The following is a 17,682-nucleotide window of genomic DNA, read 5'->3' on the forward strand; positions in this document are numbered from 1 at the left end:
TAAAATTCTAAAATTCTAAAATTCTAAAATTCTAAAATTCTGCCCGCAAAAACCCGCGCAAATTCCGCAATCTATAACATCATCGAAAAGATTATGCCGAATATGATTAGCGGGATATTAAAGAAAATAAAGGTCGGCATGCAGGTATCCCAGATGTGGCTATGCCCGCCGTCGATATTCAGCCCCACGGTAGGCCCAAGCGTGCTATCGCTCGCAGGCGAGCCCGCATCGCCGATACCCGCAGCCACACCGATGATAAAGATCGTCGCCGCCGTGCTAAAGCCCAACTGCGCGGCTAGCGGGCAGTATATCGTAGCGATGATAGGGATCGTACCGAAGCTCGAGCCGATACCCATCGTCACGAGTAGCCCGATGCCGATCATCAACAGCGCGCCGCCGAGCTTGCCGCCGCTTAAAGTGCTTGCTACGTGCACCAGCTCGTTCACGCCGCCGGTTTCTTTTAAGATCGTGCCGTATCCTGCGGCTATCAGCATCAAAAACGCGATATAGCCCATCATATGCACGCCCTCGTCAAATACATTATCCAGCTTCTTCCACTCGATGCCTTTGCTCGCAAGCATTACTAAAATTCCGCTAAGCGCGGCAAACGGAAGGGATTTGATCCAAATTTGCACCGCGAAGCACACCGCGATGCCCGCTAGAGCGCCCCACTCGCGCATACCCATCTTAAGCTCGCTAAAATGCGCGTCTAAACTCTCTTTAGTTTCGGCATACTCCCTCGGCTTGCGGTAGTAGACTACGGCTAGAATGAGGCCCACGAGCATCGGCACGGCGCTTAGCCACATCACGCTTGATATGTCGCCAAGGCTTACCGCGATGCCGTTTGCGTTCATATTTTTTTCGATTAGCCCCATAAAGATAAGTCCAAATCCCAGCGGCAGCGCCATATACGGCGTCTGCAAGCCGAACGTCAGCGCGCACGCTACGGCGCGGCGGTCGATCTTTAGCGAGTTCATTATCTTGACTAGCGGCGGGATCAAAATCGGGATAAAGGCGATATGCACGGGGATTAAATTTTGTGAGAAGCACGCAAAAAAGGCGATCGAAAAGATAAAGACGTATTTTTTGTCGCTGATTAAATTTGCTACCGCGCGCACCAAGATCGCCGTTAGGTTGGTTTTTGAGATCGCGCTTGCGATGACGCCTAGCAGCAGATATGAAAGCGCGGTTTCTAAATTTCCGCCCATGCCGAGGCTACCGGCGTTTTCGGGATTGCCGTTTATGAATAAATTTATGGCATCACCCAGCGGGATCTTGCTTGAGAGCACGGCGCATATCGTGCCGATTAGGATCGCAAGCATTACGTTGCACCTCAGCAAGCATAGCGCGCACATCACACAGATACTGATAAATACGGGATTAGTAAGCATCTTTTGCCTTTTTTGGAATTTTTGCAATTATATAGAATTTAGGGCTAAATTTTGCTAAAATCGCGCAAAAAATCGGCTAGGACAGCGATGAAATATTTTTACTCCTCTTTTGTAGTAAGCCTAATTGCGCTTGCTATCGCATTTTATATCGGCGGCGCTGGTGCCGCTTATATCTGCGCGCTTTTGTGCGCACTCGAAATCAGCCTCAGCTTCGACAACGCCGTAGTCAATGCCAAGGTGCTAAAAGATATGGCGCCGGTGTGGCAGAGCAGATTTATCCTCTGGGGCATTCCGATCGCGGTTTTTGGCATGAGATTTTTATTCCCCGTGCTAATCGTCGCCGCAAGCGCTCATCTTGGACTTTGGGAAACCCTCGTGCTGGCACTTAAGCAGCCGCAGCGCTACCATGAAATTTTAAGCGAGAACGAAGCGCAAATTTACGTCTTCGGCGGCGCGTTTTTGCTGATGGTATTTTGCGATTTTTTCTTCGATACGCAGCGCGAGCTACACTGGCTAGGCATAATCGAAAATAACGGGCTCGTGCGATTTTTAAAGCGCATTCCAAACGCTCCCACGCTGATCGCTCTAGCCGCGGGGCTCGTGCTGCTTGCTAAAACGGGCTCGGCTACGCTCGGCGCGGCGTATTTCGGCGCGATCCTGCTCTATCTGCTCATCTCCTGCTTCGACCGCCTTTTCGGCACGGACGGCGTAAAAAACGGTCTTGTGGGCTTTTTATACTTAGAGACCCTGGACGCGAACTTTAGCTTCGACGGCGTGATCGGCGCGTTTGCGCTAAGCGATAATATCTTCATCATTATGCTGGGGCTAGGTGCTGGCGCGATGTTCGTGCGCTCCATCACGCTGTATCTCATCGCCCGCGGCACGCTGTCGCACTTCGCGTATCTGGAGCACGGCGCGCACTACGCCATCGCGTGTTTGGCGTTTATAATGTTTGCCAAGCTGAAATTTGAAGTGAGCGAGATCATAACGGGCACCGTGGGAATCTTATTCATCGCGCTATCGCTCCTTTCGTCGGTGCTTTACAACCGCCGCAACAAACGCAAACTAATCGAAACGATCGCGGGAAACAACGAGTGAAATTTCATCGCAGATCTTGCCGTGCGCGAGATCAAATTTTAAAATTTCGAGCTACTGCCGCAAGCGGTAAAATTTACCCGCTTGCGCCGTGTTAAATTCCAAGAGACGCCGAATTTCAAGAAACGCCAAATTCTAAAAAGCGCTAAATTTAAAGACGCGGGCGATGAGATTAAATTTTACGAAAAGCGTTAAATTTTAAACCGCGAGATGGCGTTTTAAAATTCAAATCAGCGATCGCGCGAGCTCAAGCCTTTATCGCGCAATCTCTGCAGCTCTTCGCCGCCGAGTGGCACGCTATTTGCGGACTCGCCGCTCTCGCTTGCGCCGCCAAAAAGCTCCTCATTCAAACGCAGCTCGTCAATGATACCAAGAAGCTGCAAAACTTCGGCCTTTATCCGCTCGGCGTCTTTTAGCGTAGTGCGCGGCGAAAACAGCGCGGCTTCGAAGCGGTTTTTCGCGCCGTTTAAAAATAGATAAAATTTCCCGTCCATAAACGCCGCGCTAAGAGCGATCTTGGGCGCAAGCTTAAGCTTCAAAGCCCCGAGACGCTCCATAAAGCTAGGCATCAAAAGATACCGCGGCTCGATCTTATCGCTTGCGAATACGCGAAATTCCTCTCCGAAAATCACGTCGTCCATCAGCTCCTGATCGCCTAAAAATTTGGTGCCGGGCGAGCGATCCGCGATGATGGTTTGCCCCTTAAATTTCTTATAAAACTCGCACACCAAAACCGAGCCGCTAAAGGCTTGCACATATTCGCCGAGCCTCCAAGCGTTCCAAAGCGCGATCGCCGATAGCAAAAAAGCCGCAGAAAGATCGCTCTTGGACCTTTGAGATAACTCTACAAGCCTCATAGATTCTCGCGTTTCATAGATTTTTATCGCCTCGCTTAGGCTAAATTTTACCCCTTTATACACGCCGTCTATCTGATCCTCGGCTACGAATTCATTCCGTGGATAGATGCCCGTTTTGCGGAGCTCTTCTTCGTCTATGCCGCTTTGCGGCTCGTATCTAAAGGCGGGATCGATATCTGAAATAATAGCGCGAATGAAGGCGTCTTTGTAAAAGGCGTTGTACTCCCACTTAGCGATGGAATCATCATAAATCCCCCATACGCAGCTTACCGCAATTATCGGGATCATCGCGGACATCAGCACGGCGGAGGAGTATTCGTTTTGGATCAAGCCGTGGATAAACCAGCCGACGGAAAAAACCGCGATGCATAGCAATAAAACCAGCGGTTTTAGAAATTTTATCTTGCACTGCTGCTGCTTTTTTGCCAGCTCCTCTATCACCCTATCCATATCCAAAATTTAACTCCGAATTTGATTTGCCGAAATTTTGCCCTTTATTTTACGCTAAATTTTATTAAAATTTCATCCATTAAGCGGGTTTAAGATTTTTTATGCTATTTTTGCGACCTTATTTCGATCAAAAGGCATAAGATGATAAATTTACCGAAAAATTGCGTAGTTTTTACCTACCCGAAAATGGGCGATAGCGGCAAATTTTTGCCCGCAGAGTTGCACGGCGTGGCGGGGCTTACGGGCTGCACACTTCAGTGCAAGGCCTACGAGAGCGCGTTTGCGCAGATAAAAGCCCTCGGCTTCGAGCTTATCGCCGTAGGCAGCATGGGCGAGGCGGGCACGAGCGAGTTTAAGCGCGCTACGGGCGCCACGTTTGAGTTCATAAACGACGAAAAATTCGAGCTTGAAGCGCCGCTTCGGCTCGAAACCTTCACCACCGGCGACGGGAAGAAATTTTACCACCGCCAAACCCTGATTTTTAGAGGCGGCAAGGAGATAAAGCGCTTTAGCCGAATCGCTGAGCCCGAGCAGGACGCGCAAAACGTACTTGCGGCGCTAAAGAGCCTATGATCGATCGCTTCGGCGCTGAGCTTTAAATTTCGTGCCCCAAACAAGCTGCGACACAGAGCTGGAATTTAGGGCAGAGCGCATTTTCATTAAATTCAGCATTTTTAATTAAAATGGCACTAAATTTAACGGAGGCGAGTATGAAAAAATTTCTATTTTTGGCGCTATTTTGCGCTATTGCGGCAAACTGCGACGAGAGCGGGCGGACAGATAAAATTTCTGCGGCGGGCAAAACGGACAAAACAACAAGCATCGGCGAGACCGCAAGCGCGCGCTTTATAAAGAGCGGCGAAGCAAGCGCCGGTTCGCAAAGCAGCGCCGATGCGGTCATTCAAACGGACGGAATTTCGCGGGCGGATCTGCAAAGCTGCATCGTAAAAAGCGATGAAGGCTCCTGCGAGCGCGTCGCGCGCAGCCTGAAAAGCGGCTGCGAGCGGAAAGATCAGCTATCGTGCTTTTTCTACGCAGATGCGCTAGGGCGGGGCTTGGGCGTGGAAAAGGACGTCGTAGCGTCGTTTGAGCTTTTTCGCGAGCAGTGCGATGCCGACAGCAGCGAGGCGTGCTACGAGCTGTCGGTCAAATATCTCCAAGGAATCGGCACCCCTCAAAGCTTCGAGCTCTCGGGGCAGGCGCTAGATAAGGCATGTAAAATGCACAACAAGCGCGCCTGCGCGGTACTCGATCTACTGCCGAAAAATTAGCGTGGCAGAGGCGGTAAAATTTCTGGCTTCGATCGCAAATAGGGCGCGCGAACCTTTGAAATTTTAGCGGGTTGCGAACGCGGCACGTGATGAAACAGTAAATCGGAGCGCGCGAGCGGATAAACAAAATCAAAAGGAGCAGAGATGAAAGCTTTAAAGCTTGCGCTGGCTGCGGCGCTGGCGCTTAGTTTAGCAAACGCGGACGGCGAAGCCAAAGAGTTTAAATTTAGCGGCGCAAAAACTAGCGCGCTTTTAGCAAAATGCAGCAAAAAGGACGCCGCCGCATGCTACGAAGCGGCGATGAGATACGAGCTGGGCGGGCGCGGCGTCGTGCGAAACCGCCTCAAAGCGCAGGGCTTTTTCGCAGACGCCTGCGAGCTCGCAACCCTCGCCGAGCGGAAGCAGGGAGGCAAAATGGGCAGCGCAGGTGGGCGCGCGATGAGCGATCTGCGCGAGCGAGCCTGCCTAGGCAACGCCGCGGCGCTGGAGAGTTTCGCGAGCGGGCAGTGCCGCAGCCTCGTGATATACGACGAGCTTTGCGAGGGCGGCTCGCAGGAGGCGTGCGACAATCTGGCGCGGATGAAGCGCGAAGGCTGGGCGCCCAAGGAGAGCTGCAGCGAGGAGATAGTCGCAAAATTCGGCGACGGCAAGCCGCAGAAGTAAAATTTTACTGGCTTTTGCGGCGATAGAATTTTAAAATTTTGCGAGTATAAAATTTGCCGAAATTTTATAAAGCTCGACCGAAAATGGTAACAAGGCGGGCTAAATTTTGAATTCTAAAACGCGTTTAAATTCATGTATTAAGCGACGTCAATTTTTGGGCTCAAAGAGATTAGAATTTACGCGGCAAGGCTCTTTGAATTAAAAATCTCGTGTAACGGCTGGAGCTACAATTTTAAGAACCAGAATTTAAACAAATCTGCAATTTAGCCGTGACGATGATATAATTTTTAGAATTTTGCAAGCGTAAAATATCAAAATTTTGCGTATCTACGTCGAACCGCCCTCCCAAAAAAAAGCGCGAAATTGGAATTTTAAACTACCGTCTTGTGCGAGGAGGCGATAATTTTAAGCAGCTAGAATTTCAATTAATGCGGATTAAAATTCAAGCGTAACGGGCAAATGCGTGCACCGCAAGCGATGTAATTTCAAATATGGGCTCAAGGCTAGCAAGCCGCGGAATTTAAACGCCACGAGCGATAAATTTCAAAATACCTGTTTTAAAATTGCGAGGCGAGGATTTAAATTTAAGTGCGGTGAGCGATTAAATTGCAAAGGAAGCTTAAATTTAAATATCGCAGCTCACAAATTATGCGATGAAATTTTGCGCCTAAATTCCGCAAGATTTGGTGCGAGATAAGCGTTTAATGATATCGTAGCTAGATCATTAAACCAAGCTTCAATCACGCTTAAAACCCTATTTACGGGGCGCTCGCGCAAGCGGGTATTGCAAACCGCCGAAGCAAAAAAGCCTGATCGGAGGCGTTTGGCGGCGTACCCCAACCGATCGCGCCCCATATTTTGCTCTATAGCCTAGCTCGCGCACGAAATTTAGATTTTGAAATTTAGCGCAAAAATATTATAATTTCGCCCAAATCACGGCTAGGGCGGAAAATGAACTCACGCGTGCAAAACGAATATCTAAAATCAAAAATTATGAGCGCCGAAGAAGCCTGCGAACTGATCCCAAATGGCGCATCGGTGGGCTTTAGCGGCTTTGTTGGGGCGGGCTGCGCACTAGCGCTACCACAAGCTCTAGCGCAACGAGCGACAGCGCTGCACAAAAAAGGCGAGCCCTATCAAATCGAAATTTTTACGGGCGCATCGACCGATCCGCTTTTAGACGGAGTTTTGGCAAAAGCAGGTGCCGTGAGCTTTCGCGCGCCGTTTTTTACGGATACCGATATGCGTCGTGCGATAAATAGCGGCGCCGTGCGATACGCGGACGTGCATCTATCAAGCCTTGCCGCGCAGCTTAAAGCTGGCTTTTTTCCGCATCTAAACTTTGCTGTGATCGAAGTAGTGGCGATTAAAGAAAGCGGCGAGCTCGTGCCGTCCACGTCGCTAGGCAACAACCAAGCCTGGCTCGATATCGCCGATCGCGTGATTTTAGAAGTAAATTACTACCAGCCACTTGAGCTGGAGGGTATTCACGATGTTACGGATCTGCGCCTGCCGCCGCACACTGCGGATCTGCCTATCAAGCACGTAGGCGATCGTGTAGGCAGCCCTTACATGCATGTAGATCCTGCCAAAGTAGTCGCTGTCATAGAGGCTAGGACGCATGATCGCGTCAATAATTTTACTGCCGTGGATGAAATTTCAAGCGCGATTGGGTGCAATGTCGTAAAATTCCTAAAAAACGAGGAAGCTTGCGGCAGACTTCCCGCAAAGAAGCTACTGCCGTTACAATCGGGTATCGGCAACGTCGCTAACGCCGTGCTTAGCTCGCTACAAAATGCTGGCTACCAAGGGCTGCAATGCTACTCCGAGGTGATCCAAGACGGTATGCTAGATCTCATCAAAAGAGGCGTCGTAGGTACTGCAAGTGCCACAGCGCTATCGCTTAGCCCTGCAGGTGTCGAGGAATTTCAAAAAAACATCGATTTCTACCGCAAGCACATAATACTGCGTTCGCAAGACGTCTCCAACTCGCCAGCGCTTATCAGAAGGCTTGGCATCGTATCGATGAATGGCATGCTTGAGGCAGATATCTACGGCAACGTAAACTCCACTAACGTCATGGGTTCGCAGATGAAAAACGGTATCGGCGGTAGCGGCGACTTCGCTCGTAACGGATATTTGTCGCTATTTTTGAGCCCGTCACTAGCTAAAGGCGGCGCGATCAGCGCTATCGTGCCCTTCGTAAGCCATGTCGATCATACCGAGCACGACACCCAGGTCATCATCACCGAATACGGCATCGCCGATCTGCGCGGTAAATGCCCTCGTGAGCGGGCTCGCGCGATGATAAGCATCGCACATCCCACTTACCAAGACGCGCTGAGAGATTATTTCGAGCGCGCCTGCGCGCAGCCCTGTGCAGGGCATACTCCGCACATCCTAAGCGAGGCGCTGTCGTGGCATCAAAGATTTAAGGATACGGGGAGTATGAAGGCTTAGAGCGAATTTGCTTGAGCTAATGCGCTAAAGCCTAAAATTTAAGCTCATTCTCGCTGAAGCGGGAAAGTTTGCACTTAAAAATTCCGCCTTCATTTGAAAGCTCTATCGCTACTTAGAGCAAAGCTCGTTAAAATTTTTATTTTTACAAAGCTCGCGCAAAATGTTTATTATATGAATGGATCGAAATTTGCGCCATAAAATTTTAAAATTTGCAGGCGGGTTTAAGGCGCGGAATTTAAAATTTTATCGCTACGGAATTTTAAAATTTAGCCTTAAATTTGCAGCTCGCGCATTTCAAATTTTAAAATTCTACGGCTTGGAATTTTAAAATTTTGAACTTCGCAAAATTTCATCCATACATCTGCTATCAAATTTTAAATTTAGCTCTCACTTCATTTGCCAAGCCAATCCTAGCTATAAGGCGCGCCATAAGTTCGCGATAAAACCGCGCAGTATCTGCCAAGATGAATTCTGTATAAATTAAAGCGGCGGCTTGCTAAATCAGAATTTCTTACTTTACGAAGGCGATCTTTGGGCTATAAATTTAAAGAGGCGGGCTATAAAGTCGCGGCGAGATGAGATTAGAATTTTATCCTCGAAGGCTCCATCGGCTTGCTGTAGAAGTAGCCTTGCATATATTTAATCCCCATCTCCTCTAAGATGATTGAAATTTCGTGGTTTTCTACGTATTCGGCGATGAGCTCGTAGCCCTGCTTGCGCGCGAAGTTAGCGATAGTTTCGACGATAGCGCGCGAGTTTTTGTCGTTTGCGATGTTTTTGATGAGCGCTCCGTCGATCTTTATGTAATCCACATCGAGCGTTAAAATTCTATAGTAGTTGGAGTATCCGCTGCCAAAATCGTCTATCGCGACCTTGCAGCCGTAGTTTTTGGCTACGGCGATGAAGCTGCGTAGGCTCTCGTAATCGTCAAATTCCTCGCTTTCTAAAATTTCAATAAATAGATTTGAAGCATTTGGGCTGGATGCGAGCTTGCGCTCTAAAAGCTCCTTGATACCTTCGTTTGCGATGTCAAAATATGAAAGATTTATGCTAAAGCAAGTCCCTGCGAAGCGGTCTAGCAAGCGAAAGGCTTCGTTTATTACGACCTGAGTTAGCGGGATGTAGAGCGAGGTTTGCTTTGCGATATCGATAAACTCACCCGGGCAGCGCGTCTTGCCTGAGCGGTCGATTAGACGGATTAGAATTTCATATACCAACGGGACATAATCACCACCCTCGGTGCCGTAGGTGTTACCACTAGGATCGCGGTGGGTGATATCAAATATGGGCTGAACAAGCACAAAGACTTGATTTTTCTTGATCGCATTTTGAATGGTGTTGATCATAATCTGGTTTTGAAGATATTTTTCCTCAATCGCATTTGGGCGCGAATAAAAGCCCACATGCTCGTTTTTGCTCTGCGCCTCATACATCGCCATAACCGCCTGAAAGACCCTATTTGCGCCGCCCGCTACATCTGCACGCTCGCTCACGCCCATCGTGATATTTAAAGGCGCGGAGGCAAAGCCCTCGGTCGTATGGAGATTAAAAACCTTGTCGGTGAAGTATTTATTTATGATCTCCACGTCGCGCGCGACATTTAGTCCCTCGTAAAATAGGCAAAACTCATCCGATTGGATGCGAAAGATACTAGCTTTGATCTCGTGCGATTCGATACACATCGCAAGCGTACGCGCAAAGGAGCGCAGAATTTCATTCGTCGTCTCCGCCTTGTAAAAAAGCCGCAAATTTGCAAAATTTACGATAGTGATGTAGATCGCTACGCCCGTTTTTTCGGCGTTTATTAGCTCGTATAGCGCTGCTTCGTTGCCCTGGCCCGTAAGATGATCGATATAGACTTGATTGTTTAAGCTCTCCTTTGCGCTCGCAAGAGCTAGCTTCATAATCTCGCGCTCGCCGATATCATGAGCGTAAAGCGCATATAGCGGCGGCTTAGACGTAGCAGCGATATTTGCTAGTCTTAAACTCACATCAGCTAGTTCGCCGTTTTTACGAAGCAGGCGCGTATCTTTGGCGCTTTTATTTACCATCGCAGGAAGTTCGGTCCCTTTATCTTTGGGCATCAAAACTCCAAGATCACTTCCTTCCAGCTCGCTTTGTTCGTAGCCGCTTAAGCTAAGCGCGCTTTTATTAGCGTATAAAATTTTAAAGCTTTGATCTGCCAAAACTATCGCTTCGCCTGCTTGCTCGCATAGTGCGCGATAGGGCGCAAGGGCGCGTTTACTACGCAAAGCATCGGAATTGATGATGTAAGTAAGCAGTAAAAACGACAAAAACACCGCTGTGTAAAGCATCGTCATTTGCATAAACGAGCCGTAGAATTCCTCACTAGCGTAAGAAAATCGCTCGCGCAGGCTTGCGAAACGCTCGTTAAGCAACGAGAGATTATCGCTTACGATGATATTTTGACGCTCGAAATTCCTTAAAATTTGCCGCGCGATTCCTATAAACGCAGCTTCGTCAGGGCTTGACGCATCTGCGCTTTCTAGCGCGCTTTTTAAAGCAGAAATTTCGGAGCGATTTTTATAGTTAAGCCCTAAAATTTGAGAGTAGAGATTTGCTCTTTGCGCATTTGCGTCGCTGGATAGAAATTTTTGCTGCAGACTTTGAAAAAGGATTAAATTCTGCGAATTTAAAGCCCCAAGCTCGTCCAAAAGCGAAATTTTATCGCTAAAAGCGCTTCCGATCGCGCGCACATCGCCGCTAAGTCCGATTTTATCGATGATTTTATCTTTTTGCAGAGCTTGCAGCACCTGATAGATGCCGCGCATATCGGCATTTGCGATCGAAAAGTCCCTTCTTGCGATCTTTGCATCAAATAATATATTTAAGCGGTTGTCGGCATTATCGATCAAAGCTAGCTCGCGCGAAATCGTGCTAAATCTCGCTACATCTCTTAGCGATGAGAAATAATTTCCGGCGATGATTATGCCTAATATCATAATCCCCACCATCAAAGTCCACATTATCTTATCTTTCATCCTGCGCCTCCGTCATCTCGCCTTTAAGTGTAGCTAAAAAGCTCATCAAAGCATCAAGCTCCCCATCGCTAAGATCGTATTTTAACAGATCCTTTGCGATCTGCCGCACCGCAAGACGCAAATCCGTCTGCCCGTTTACGTAAGGTGCGGTTTGCGTGATATTGCGCAAGCTAGGCACGCGGCGCAACTCAAATCCGTCGGAGGTAAACCTATGCCTAGGCGCATCTTCCTCTTCCGCGTTTGGACGAATTTTAGTAAAGCTGCCGGTGCCTAGGCTAACGCCGTTGTGACATGCCGAGCACAGCCGTACAAAAAGCACATATCCGTTATATTCGGCATCATTTAGCTTAACCTCGCCACGCAAAAATCGGTCAAATTTAGAATTTATCGCCGTTTTGGACTTTAAAAATTCCTTCAGCGCATCAATGAAGTTCGCCGTATTTGCCTCGCCGTAAGCACTTTCAAAAGCCTGCTTGTAGGCTAAATTCTTCCTGATAAGCTCTAAAATTCTATCTTCACTCGCATCCAGTTCATTCTCGCTAAAAACCGACGCCGCGATCCGCGCTTCAAAGCCCGCGAAATTATAATCGCCTAAGTAGCGGTCAAAATAATAAGAATTTATTAGCGTAGGCACGCGTCCGTCGCGCACCGAAGCGCCCGAATCGTTTAAATAAAAATTGTGGCAGCTCTCGCAGGAGCGGCCTTTGCCGCTAAATCTTACATCGGTAAAAATTTTTGCGCCCAGCCGCGCCTTTTGTGGGTCATATTTAGGCATCTCAAGCGGCGAGAAAAGATTGCCGCAAAGCCCCAAAAGCGGCGCCAGGCTAAATATAAAACAGCTTAAAGCTCGCTTCGATCTCATCGCTTATCATCCCGCCTTTAGCCCGCTTTTTCAAAATCTCCTCGATCTCGCGCTCACTGGCCTTCGCGCCGTCCATATGTAGGTGCCACGCGGCGTTTTGCACCGCTTCTTGCAGACTGCGTTTTTGCTCGCGCCTCTCGGTTAAAATTTCGCTTTTAAACTTGATGTCGCGCGCCCCAAGCAGCGCCTCAAACTTTTCGGCGGCGGTAGCAAGTCTTTTATACCCCGCGCCGAAGCGCTCAAACAGCGGCGCCAGCATAGACGAATTGCGCTCGCTCGCCCAGTTTAGATAAATTTTGCGCTCGCCCAAAGCCAAAAACGCCTCAAAATCCTCCGTGCTCTTCAGCGCAGGACTCATCGTAAGAAACGCGATGTCAAAAACTGCGGGAATTTTAAAATTTTCGCTCCCTCGGTTTTTGCTCGCAGCGTCTTTTAAATTTAAAGCCCGGGCTTCTTGAGCTTGCGAGTTTGAAATTTCGCTTTGCGAGCGCGGATAAATTTTAAAATTTTCGCCCGCCGCGCCTGCAAAACCATCGCGGCTAAGCCGCTCGCAAAACTCCGCAAAGCTTAAATTTAATACGTTTTGCAAGCTGATGCCAAACTCCCCCGCGCTGCGTCTTAGCTCACGCAGCATCCCCTCCGAGCTATCGATCGCCGTGACCTTGGCGCCCAGCGACGCAAGATACAGCGAGTAAACCCCCGTACCGGCGCCCACATCGAGCACGCTTTTGCCCGCAAAGCTCGCGCCCCAGCCGCGCAGTATCTCAAACACCCGCCTACCGAAACCCCCTAACTCGCCGCTAAATTTAGCGTAACTTTCGGACTTTTTATCCCAGCTATTTTCATCTGATTTTTCGCTGATTTTCTCCACTGCTAGCCTTTAAATTTTTCGTAATAATAGCAAAATTTGGCAATTTTTCCGAATTTGGGCTATAATAAATGCTTTCAAAATCTAGGCGAAAGGGCGTTCATGGCGGACGTGACGATAAGAAATTTAAACTTTGCTTACGAAAAACGCGAAATTTTAAAAGATATAAACCTAAGCTACGAGCTGCGCGATTTTTTAGCGATTTTCGGGCCCAACGGCGGCGGCAAAAGCACCCTTTTGAAGCTGCTTTTGGGGCTGCTGCGACCAAGCTCGGGCTCGATCGAAATTTTAGGCAGATCGCCCGCGCTTGCCAGGGCGCAAATGGGCTACGTACCGCAGTTCATCGCGATAAACAAAAGCTTTCCCATAAGCGTGCTCGAAGTCGTTTTAATGGGGCTAATAGATAAGAAAATTTTCGGCTTCTACTCCAAATCCGAGTGCGAACAAGCTATGCAAGCTTTGGAGCGCGTAGGCATGCAAGACCTTGCAGGATGCCGTATCAGCGAGCTTAGCGGCGGACAAAGACAGCGCGTTTACATCGCGCGGGCGCTGTGCGCGAAGGCTAAAATTTTACTTCTCGACGAGCCGCTAGCGAGCATCGACACGATGGGGCAGGTTCAAATTTACGAGCTTTTAAAATCCCTAAACGAGAGCGGCTGCGGCATAATTTTAATCAGCCACGACGTGCAGCTCGCGCTAAACTACGCAAACCGCGCGCTTTACATCGCAAACGGCTCGGCGCACACCCACGAGATCGATCCGGGAAGTAGGGCGGAATTTTTAGATCACCTGCGACGCGAGCATGGACACTTCTGCGCCGTCGATCTCGCGCTTAACGAATGCTGCTGCAAGGAGGGCAAAAATGACTGAAATTCTATCCTACGATTTCATGCGAAACGCCCTGCTCGGCGGACTTTTGGTCAGTATAGTCTGCGGCGTCGTAGGCTCTTTGGTCGTGATAAATCGCATGAGCTTCATCGCAGGCGGCATCGCGCACGGCGCATACGGCGGCATCGGTATTGCGCTATTTTTAGGCATCTCGCCCGTGCTGGGAGCTAGCGTATTTGCGCTGTTTTTGGGGCTGCTCATCGCCTACGTCACGCTGCGAAACACCGAGCGCTTCGATGCCGTAATCGGCGCGATATGGGCGTTTGGAATGGCTCTTGGGATAATCTTCGCCGATCTTACGCCCGGGTACAAATCCGATCTGATGAGCTTTTTATTCGGCTCGATCTTAGCGATAAATCATGAAAATTTGATCTTCATCGGTATTTGCGGCGCGGCATTTGCGGCGCTTACGGCGTGCTTTTACAGGCAGTTTTTAGCAATCAGCTTCGATAAGGAATTCGCCCTGCTGCGCGGAGTAAATACGAGCGTCTTTTACTACGTCCTCGTAGTGATGGCGAGCCTCGCGGTGGTCGCGTCGATTCAGATCGTAGGACTAATCTTGGTAATCTCGCTGATGACGATCCCACCCTTCATCGCCGAAAAAATTTCAAAAAGCTTAGGCTCGATGATGGCGATAAGCTGCGCGCTATCGGCGCTTTTCTGTGCGGCGGGGCTTATTTTGAGTTTTAAGCTCAACCTAACCAGCGGCGCTTCGATAATCCTAGTCGCCTCGGTCTGCTTTTTCGCAAGCTCGATTTTTAGCAAACTTCGCGCCTAAAAGCCCGCCCAGCTCGCTAAGCAGGATGCCTGCGAGTATCAGCGCCGCGCCTAAAATTTGAAGCGCGCTTAGCTTCTCGCCGAAAGCATACCCCATAATGCCCGCACTTACGGGCTCTAGTGCAAAAATCAGCACCGTTTTTATCTCGCTTACGCCGCGATTTTGCGCCATCGTTTGGATCACAAACGCCGCAACGGTGGCAAAGATCGAAGTTAAAACCAGCGCAAAAACGAAATCGAAACTCGGCGAAAAGATCAAATTTCCAACCACCCTTATCTCGCCTTCAAATTCCGCGTGCGGAGCGAAAACCGCCGCGATCAGCGCACAGACGCAGACGCAGATAAACTGCACGATCACAAAGCCGTAGAGATTGCTTTTGCGCGCGCAGACGCCGGTAAAGACGATGTGAAGCGCATATGCGAACGCCGAAATCAGCGTCAACCGCTCGCCTATGCCAAATCCCACTGCGCCGCTTGCTCCGCTTAAAAAATACAGCCCCAAAAGCGCCACGACCGCACCGCCAAAGGCGCTCGCACCGACCTTTTTACCGAAAAACGCAAGCATTAAAAAGGGCACGATGACGACGTTTAGCCCCAAAATGAACGCCACCGTCGATGATAGCGCATAATCAAGCGCTATGGTCTGGCACGAAAAATCGCAAAACAGCATCAGCCCGCAAAACACGCCCCGCCCTATCGTGCCGCGGTCAAATTTGACGCCGAAGCGCAGGCAGGCGAGGTAGGTAAAAATGCTCGCCGCCAAAAAGCGCCAAAACAAAAAGCTAAAAACGTCGCCGCTATGCAGCGCGCGCTGAACCGGCACGAAAGTGCATCCCCAAACGATCGCTACGAAAAGCAGCCCCAGATCCCACAGCCTGCTAGGCGGAACGGGGTTTTGCGCGCGGCTTTGCGCGGAATTGGAATTTCGCCCGAAACTCTGCGTAGAATCGGAATTTTGCGTGGAGTTGGAATTCTTTGCAGAATCGGAATTGTTCGTAGAATTCGAGCTTCGCGTGGAATTTGAACCGAAGCTATGCGGCATGCTAGCTCCGCCAGGATCGTTTGTAAGGACCTTGGTAAAATTTTTCTCGGAGCGTTGCGCGTGAGCGGCGGCGAGGCTTTTTGCGAGGCTTAAATTTGGATCGTTTGCAGCGCTTGTGCGGCTCGGCAAACCCGCGCTATTTGCGCCGTTGCGAGTGAAATTTTCCGCAAAATTTAATATAAAATTTTTTCTGAAATTTCTTGCCGAATTTTCGCAAGGATCTGTTTTGGAGGATTTCGCGGAATTTAAAGCTTTATTTTCGGTGCGGCTCATATCCTGCGCGGGATTTAAATTTAACGCAAGAGCCGCAAAATTTAAAGCGGATTTTCTCCCTGGATTTCTGACGTGCGGAGTGGAATAGAGCGCGACGAGATTGCGCTCGGCAAAACCGGCCGAGGCACGATTGCGCGCGGCAAAACCCACCGAAACGGAAGCAAATTTTAAATTTCTTCCGCGGATAGAATTTGAGCGGACATCCGCATCTTGAAATTTGAAATTTCTTTTGAGGCGGAGAGCGGGAGCGAAATTCGCCGCGTCACCCGGCGCTGTGTTTTTCGCGCACGCAAACGCCGTATTTGAAGCAGAATTTAAAGCTATATTTTTAGCGCGCTCACGCACCGGATCTGAAATAAAATTTAAAGCGGATTTTGAATTAAAATTTTCCGCGGGCTCCGAGATAGAATTTTTCATAAATTTAAAGTAAAATTTCGCCGAGATCTTGGCGCAGCCGCGCCTATCTGACCGTCTTTATCGCGTTTAAAATCGCGCCCGAGTTTTTGCGAAACTCCCTTTCGTTTTTGCTTAAAAAATCAAAACTTTCGTTGATGAAGGCGCTGCTGAATTCGCTGCCGAAATCGTCCGCAATCTCCTTGCCCACGGCATTTTTGTAGCTTTTGGCAAAGCCCGCGTCCGAGCCCAGAGCACGCGCAAACGGCAGCAAAATATCGTAAATTTCATCAAAGGCGTTTGTACGCAGATAGTGGCTAAACAGCACTTCGCCGCTCATAATCGCCTTGGTATCGGCCCCTGGCATCTCTTTGATTTTAGTAAGTATCAAATTTTTTAGCGGCTCGATCGCGGGATTTAGCTTTTGAGTGGCCAGGCGGCGCATATTTTGCACGGCGATGCTTTTTTTGCCGGCGCGCTGCGTCAGATAGCCCGGCAGATCGAGCTCGTAGTCCTCGATCCCTTCGCGCTCGTATTCGCTTGCGGCGCGCTCGATTAGAGTGCTTAGCGAGCTTTTAAAATTTTCGCTATCGCCCACGTTTGCGCTGATGACGACGTCCAGCCCCTTTACGGCGACCTCTTCCCAACTCGCAGCCGCTATGAGCGGCAAAAGGCAAAGAATTAGATTTTTAAGCAAGGCTTTTTCCCGATTTAAGATTGTTCATTTTATTTCATAAATTTTAATGTATAATCAACGCTTTTATAATACCAAAAGGGCTAAATATGGAGCTTTTACTCATCGCTTTTGCGCTTGCGATGGACAGCGTCGCGCTTAGTATCTCAAACGGCGCGAAATATCCGAATTTTAAATTTGCGCAGATCGTGCGCGTCGCGTTTTTCTACGCGGCGGCTCAGTTTATAATGCCGCTTGCGGGCTACGCTTTGGGGATAAATTTCGTAAAATTTATCGCGCAGATCGATCACTTCGTCGCGTTTGGAATTTTATCGTTTTTAGGCGTCAAGATGATCGCGGAATCCCGCCGCGAGCAGGACGAGCCAGCTCTACGCCTAAGCACGAAGGAGCTGGTACTGGGCGCGATCGCTACCAGCATCGACGCGATGGCCGTGGGCGTGACCTTTGCGTTCGGCGAAATAAACATCCTCTACGCCTGTTGCGTAATCGGGCTCGTCTGCTTCGCGCTGTGCGTCGCGGCGTGCTACGCAGGCAAGCTAACGGGCGAATATCTACACTCAAAAGCGCTCGTTTTAGGCGGCGTGATTTTGATCTTAATCGGGGTTAAAATTTTACTCTCGCACCTCGGTATTATCGATATTTAGCGGCTTTTAAGCGCCGCTTTGAGATAATTTTTAAAACTAACTTGCGGGGGAG

At 49.3% G+C, this 17,682-nt stretch carries 16 protein-coding genes; 9 read left to right on the forward strand and 7 right to left on the reverse strand.

From position 1 onward, the window contains the following. Window positions 1–71 precede the first annotated feature (71 nt). Entirely contained in the window at window positions 72–1,391 is a 1,320-nt protein-coding gene (locus tag Q0393_RS00145; RefSeq protein WP_298976989.1) for a Na+/H+ antiporter NhaC family protein, read from the reverse strand. An 87-nt stretch (window positions 1,392–1,478) separates the two neighbouring features. Between Q0393_RS00145 and Q0393_RS00150 the strand changes: the two genes are divergently transcribed. Beyond that, complete coding sequence (locus Q0393_RS00150; protein WP_298976991.1) at window positions 1,479–2,489, forward strand: DUF475 domain-containing protein; 1,011 nt, start codon at window positions 1,479–1,481, stop codon at window positions 2,487–2,489. A gap of 227 nt (window positions 2,490–2,716) precedes the next feature. Here Q0393_RS00150 and Q0393_RS00155 read toward each other — a convergent pair whose 3' ends face one another. After that, window positions 2,717–3,793, reverse strand: a complete 1,077-nt coding sequence (locus Q0393_RS00155; protein WP_298976992.1) for a DUF3137 domain-containing protein — start codon at window positions 3,791–3,793, stop codon at window positions 2,717–2,719. 141 nt (window positions 3,794–3,934) lie between these two features. Between Q0393_RS00155 and Q0393_RS00160 the strand changes: the two genes are divergently transcribed. The 5 genes from Q0393_RS00160 (at window position 3,935) to Q0393_RS00180 (ending at window position 8,515) form a co-directional block, all read left to right on the forward strand. Beyond that, complete coding sequence (locus tag Q0393_RS00160; RefSeq protein WP_298976994.1) at window positions 3,935–4,366, forward strand: redoxin; 432 nt, start codon at window positions 3,935–3,937, stop codon at window positions 4,364–4,366. 137 nt (window positions 4,367–4,503) lie between these two features. After that, complete coding sequence (locus Q0393_RS00165; protein ID WP_298976996.1) at window positions 4,504–5,064, forward strand: sel1 repeat family protein; 561 nt, start codon at window positions 4,504–4,506, stop codon at window positions 5,062–5,064. A 144-nt stretch (window positions 5,065–5,208) separates the two neighbouring features. After that, a complete protein-coding gene (locus Q0393_RS00170; RefSeq protein ID WP_298976997.1) occupies window positions 5,209–5,727 on the forward strand; it encodes a hypothetical protein in 519 nt (172 codons plus the stop codon). Between the two features lie 951 nt (window positions 5,728–6,678). Next, on the forward strand, window positions 6,679–8,187 hold the full coding sequence (locus tag Q0393_RS00175) for a succinate CoA transferase (RefSeq protein ID WP_298976998.1): 1,509 nt from the start codon (window positions 6,679–6,681) through the stop codon (window positions 8,185–8,187). A gap of 175 nt (window positions 8,188–8,362) precedes the next feature. Beyond that, window positions 8,363–8,515, forward strand: a complete 153-nt coding sequence (locus tag Q0393_RS00180; RefSeq protein WP_298976999.1) for a hypothetical protein — start codon at window positions 8,363–8,365, stop codon at window positions 8,513–8,515. A 253-nt stretch (window positions 8,516–8,768) separates the two neighbouring features. Here Q0393_RS00180 and Q0393_RS00185 read toward each other — a convergent pair whose 3' ends face one another. Genes Q0393_RS00185 through Q0393_RS00195 form a run of 3 tightly spaced genes read right to left on the reverse strand, consistent with a single transcriptional unit; the run spans window position 8,769 to window position 12,922 of the window. After that, window positions 8,769–11,189: a GGDEF domain-containing phosphodiesterase gene (locus Q0393_RS00185; RefSeq protein WP_298977001.1), complete on the reverse strand. Its 2,421-nt coding sequence runs from the start codon at window positions 11,187–11,189 to the stop codon at window positions 8,769–8,771. Further along, window positions 11,179–12,051: a cytochrome c peroxidase gene (locus Q0393_RS00190; protein ID WP_298977003.1), complete on the reverse strand. Its 873-nt coding sequence runs from the start codon at window positions 12,049–12,051 to the stop codon at window positions 11,179–11,181. The genes Q0393_RS00185 and Q0393_RS00190 overlap by 11 nt, the downstream gene beginning before the upstream one ends. Further along, entirely contained in the window at window positions 12,014–12,922 is a 909-nt protein-coding gene (locus Q0393_RS00195) for a bifunctional 2-polyprenyl-6-hydroxyphenol methylase/3-demethylubiquinol 3-O-methyltransferase UbiG (protein WP_298977005.1), read from the reverse strand. The genes Q0393_RS00190 and Q0393_RS00195 overlap by 38 nt, the downstream gene beginning before the upstream one ends. A 99-nt stretch (window positions 12,923–13,021) precedes the next feature. Between Q0393_RS00195 and Q0393_RS00200 the strand changes: the two genes are divergently transcribed. Next, a complete protein-coding gene (locus Q0393_RS00200; protein ID WP_298977009.1) occupies window positions 13,022–13,789 on the forward strand; it encodes an ABC transporter ATP-binding protein in 768 nt (255 codons plus the stop codon). Continuing rightward, window positions 13,782–14,585: a metal ABC transporter permease gene (locus tag Q0393_RS00205; RefSeq protein ID WP_298977011.1), complete on the forward strand. Its 804-nt coding sequence runs from the start codon at window positions 13,782–13,784 to the stop codon at window positions 14,583–14,585. The genes Q0393_RS00200 and Q0393_RS00205 overlap by 8 nt, the downstream gene beginning before the upstream one ends. On the opposite strand, the gene Q0393_RS00210 is transcribed toward Q0393_RS00205, so the two are convergent. Then, window positions 14,529–16,316, reverse strand: coding sequence for a DMT family transporter (locus Q0393_RS00210; protein WP_298977012.1), 1,788 nt, complete (start codon window positions 16,314–16,316; stop codon window positions 14,529–14,531). The two genes, Q0393_RS00205 and Q0393_RS00210, sit on opposite strands and share 57 nt — an antisense overlap. A 43-nt stretch (window positions 16,317–16,359) precedes the next feature. Continuing rightward, window positions 16,360–16,989, reverse strand: a complete 630-nt coding sequence (locus Q0393_RS00215; protein WP_298977014.1) for a hypothetical protein — start codon at window positions 16,987–16,989, stop codon at window positions 16,360–16,362. Between the two features lie 86 nt (window positions 16,990–17,075). On the opposite strand from Q0393_RS00215, the gene Q0393_RS00220 reads away from it, so the two are divergent. Continuing rightward, the gene (locus Q0393_RS00220) at window positions 17,076–17,630 is read left to right on the forward strand and encodes a manganese efflux pump MntP family protein (RefSeq protein WP_298977016.1); all 555 of its coding nucleotides are present in this window, start codon (window positions 17,076–17,078) and stop codon (window positions 17,628–17,630) included. Window positions 17,631–17,682 lie beyond the last annotated feature (52 nt).

The sequence above is a fragment of the uncultured Campylobacter sp. genome (genome assembly GCF_938015785.1).
GTDB lineage: Bacteria > Campylobacterota > Campylobacteria > Campylobacterales > Campylobacteraceae > Campylobacter_B.

What these genes read in the sequence shown, in the direction of transcription:
- Q0393_RS00160 (WP_298976994.1), top strand. Translation starts at nt 3,935, where the DNA reads ATGATAAATTTACCGAAAAATTGCGTAGTTTTTACCTACCCGAAAATG.
- Q0393_RS00205 (WP_298977011.1), top strand. Translation starts at nt 13,782, where the DNA reads ATGACTGAAATTCTATCCTACGATTTCATGCGAAACGCCCTGCTCGGC.
- Q0393_RS00190 (WP_298977003.1), bottom strand. Translation starts at nt 12,051, where the DNA reads ATGAGATCGAAGCGAGCTTTAAGCTGTTTTATATTTAGCCTGGCGCCG.
- Q0393_RS00165 (WP_298976996.1), top strand. Translation starts at nt 4,504, where the DNA reads ATGAAAAAATTTCTATTTTTGGCGCTATTTTGCGCTATTGCGGCAAAC.
- Q0393_RS00145 (WP_298976989.1), bottom strand. Translation starts at nt 1,391, where the DNA reads ATGCTTACTAATCCCGTATTTATCAGTATCTGTGTGATGTGCGCGCTA.
- Q0393_RS00150 (WP_298976991.1), top strand. Translation starts at nt 1,479, where the DNA reads ATGAAATATTTTTACTCCTCTTTTGTAGTAAGCCTAATTGCGCTTGCT.
- Q0393_RS00220 (WP_298977016.1), top strand. Translation starts at nt 17,076, where the DNA reads ATGGAGCTTTTACTCATCGCTTTTGCGCTTGCGATGGACAGCGTCGCG.
- Q0393_RS00185 (WP_298977001.1), bottom strand. Translation starts at nt 11,189, where the DNA reads ATGAAAGATAAGATAATGTGGACTTTGATGGTGGGGATTATGATATTA.
- Q0393_RS00155 (WP_298976992.1), bottom strand. Translation starts at nt 3,793, where the DNA reads ATGGATAGGGTGATAGAGGAGCTGGCAAAAAAGCAGCAGCAGTGCAAG.
- Q0393_RS00210 (WP_298977012.1), bottom strand. Translation starts at nt 16,316, where the DNA reads ATGAAAAATTCTATCTCGGAGCCCGCGGAAAATTTTAATTCAAAATCC.
- Q0393_RS00170 (WP_298976997.1), top strand. Translation starts at nt 5,209, where the DNA reads ATGAAAGCTTTAAAGCTTGCGCTGGCTGCGGCGCTGGCGCTTAGTTTA.
- Q0393_RS00180 (WP_298976999.1), top strand. Translation starts at nt 8,363, where the DNA reads ATGGATCGAAATTTGCGCCATAAAATTTTAAAATTTGCAGGCGGGTTT.
- Q0393_RS00200 (WP_298977009.1), top strand. Translation starts at nt 13,022, where the DNA reads ATGGCGGACGTGACGATAAGAAATTTAAACTTTGCTTACGAAAAACGC.
- Q0393_RS00175 (WP_298976998.1), top strand. Translation starts at nt 6,679, where the DNA reads ATGAACTCACGCGTGCAAAACGAATATCTAAAATCAAAAATTATGAGC.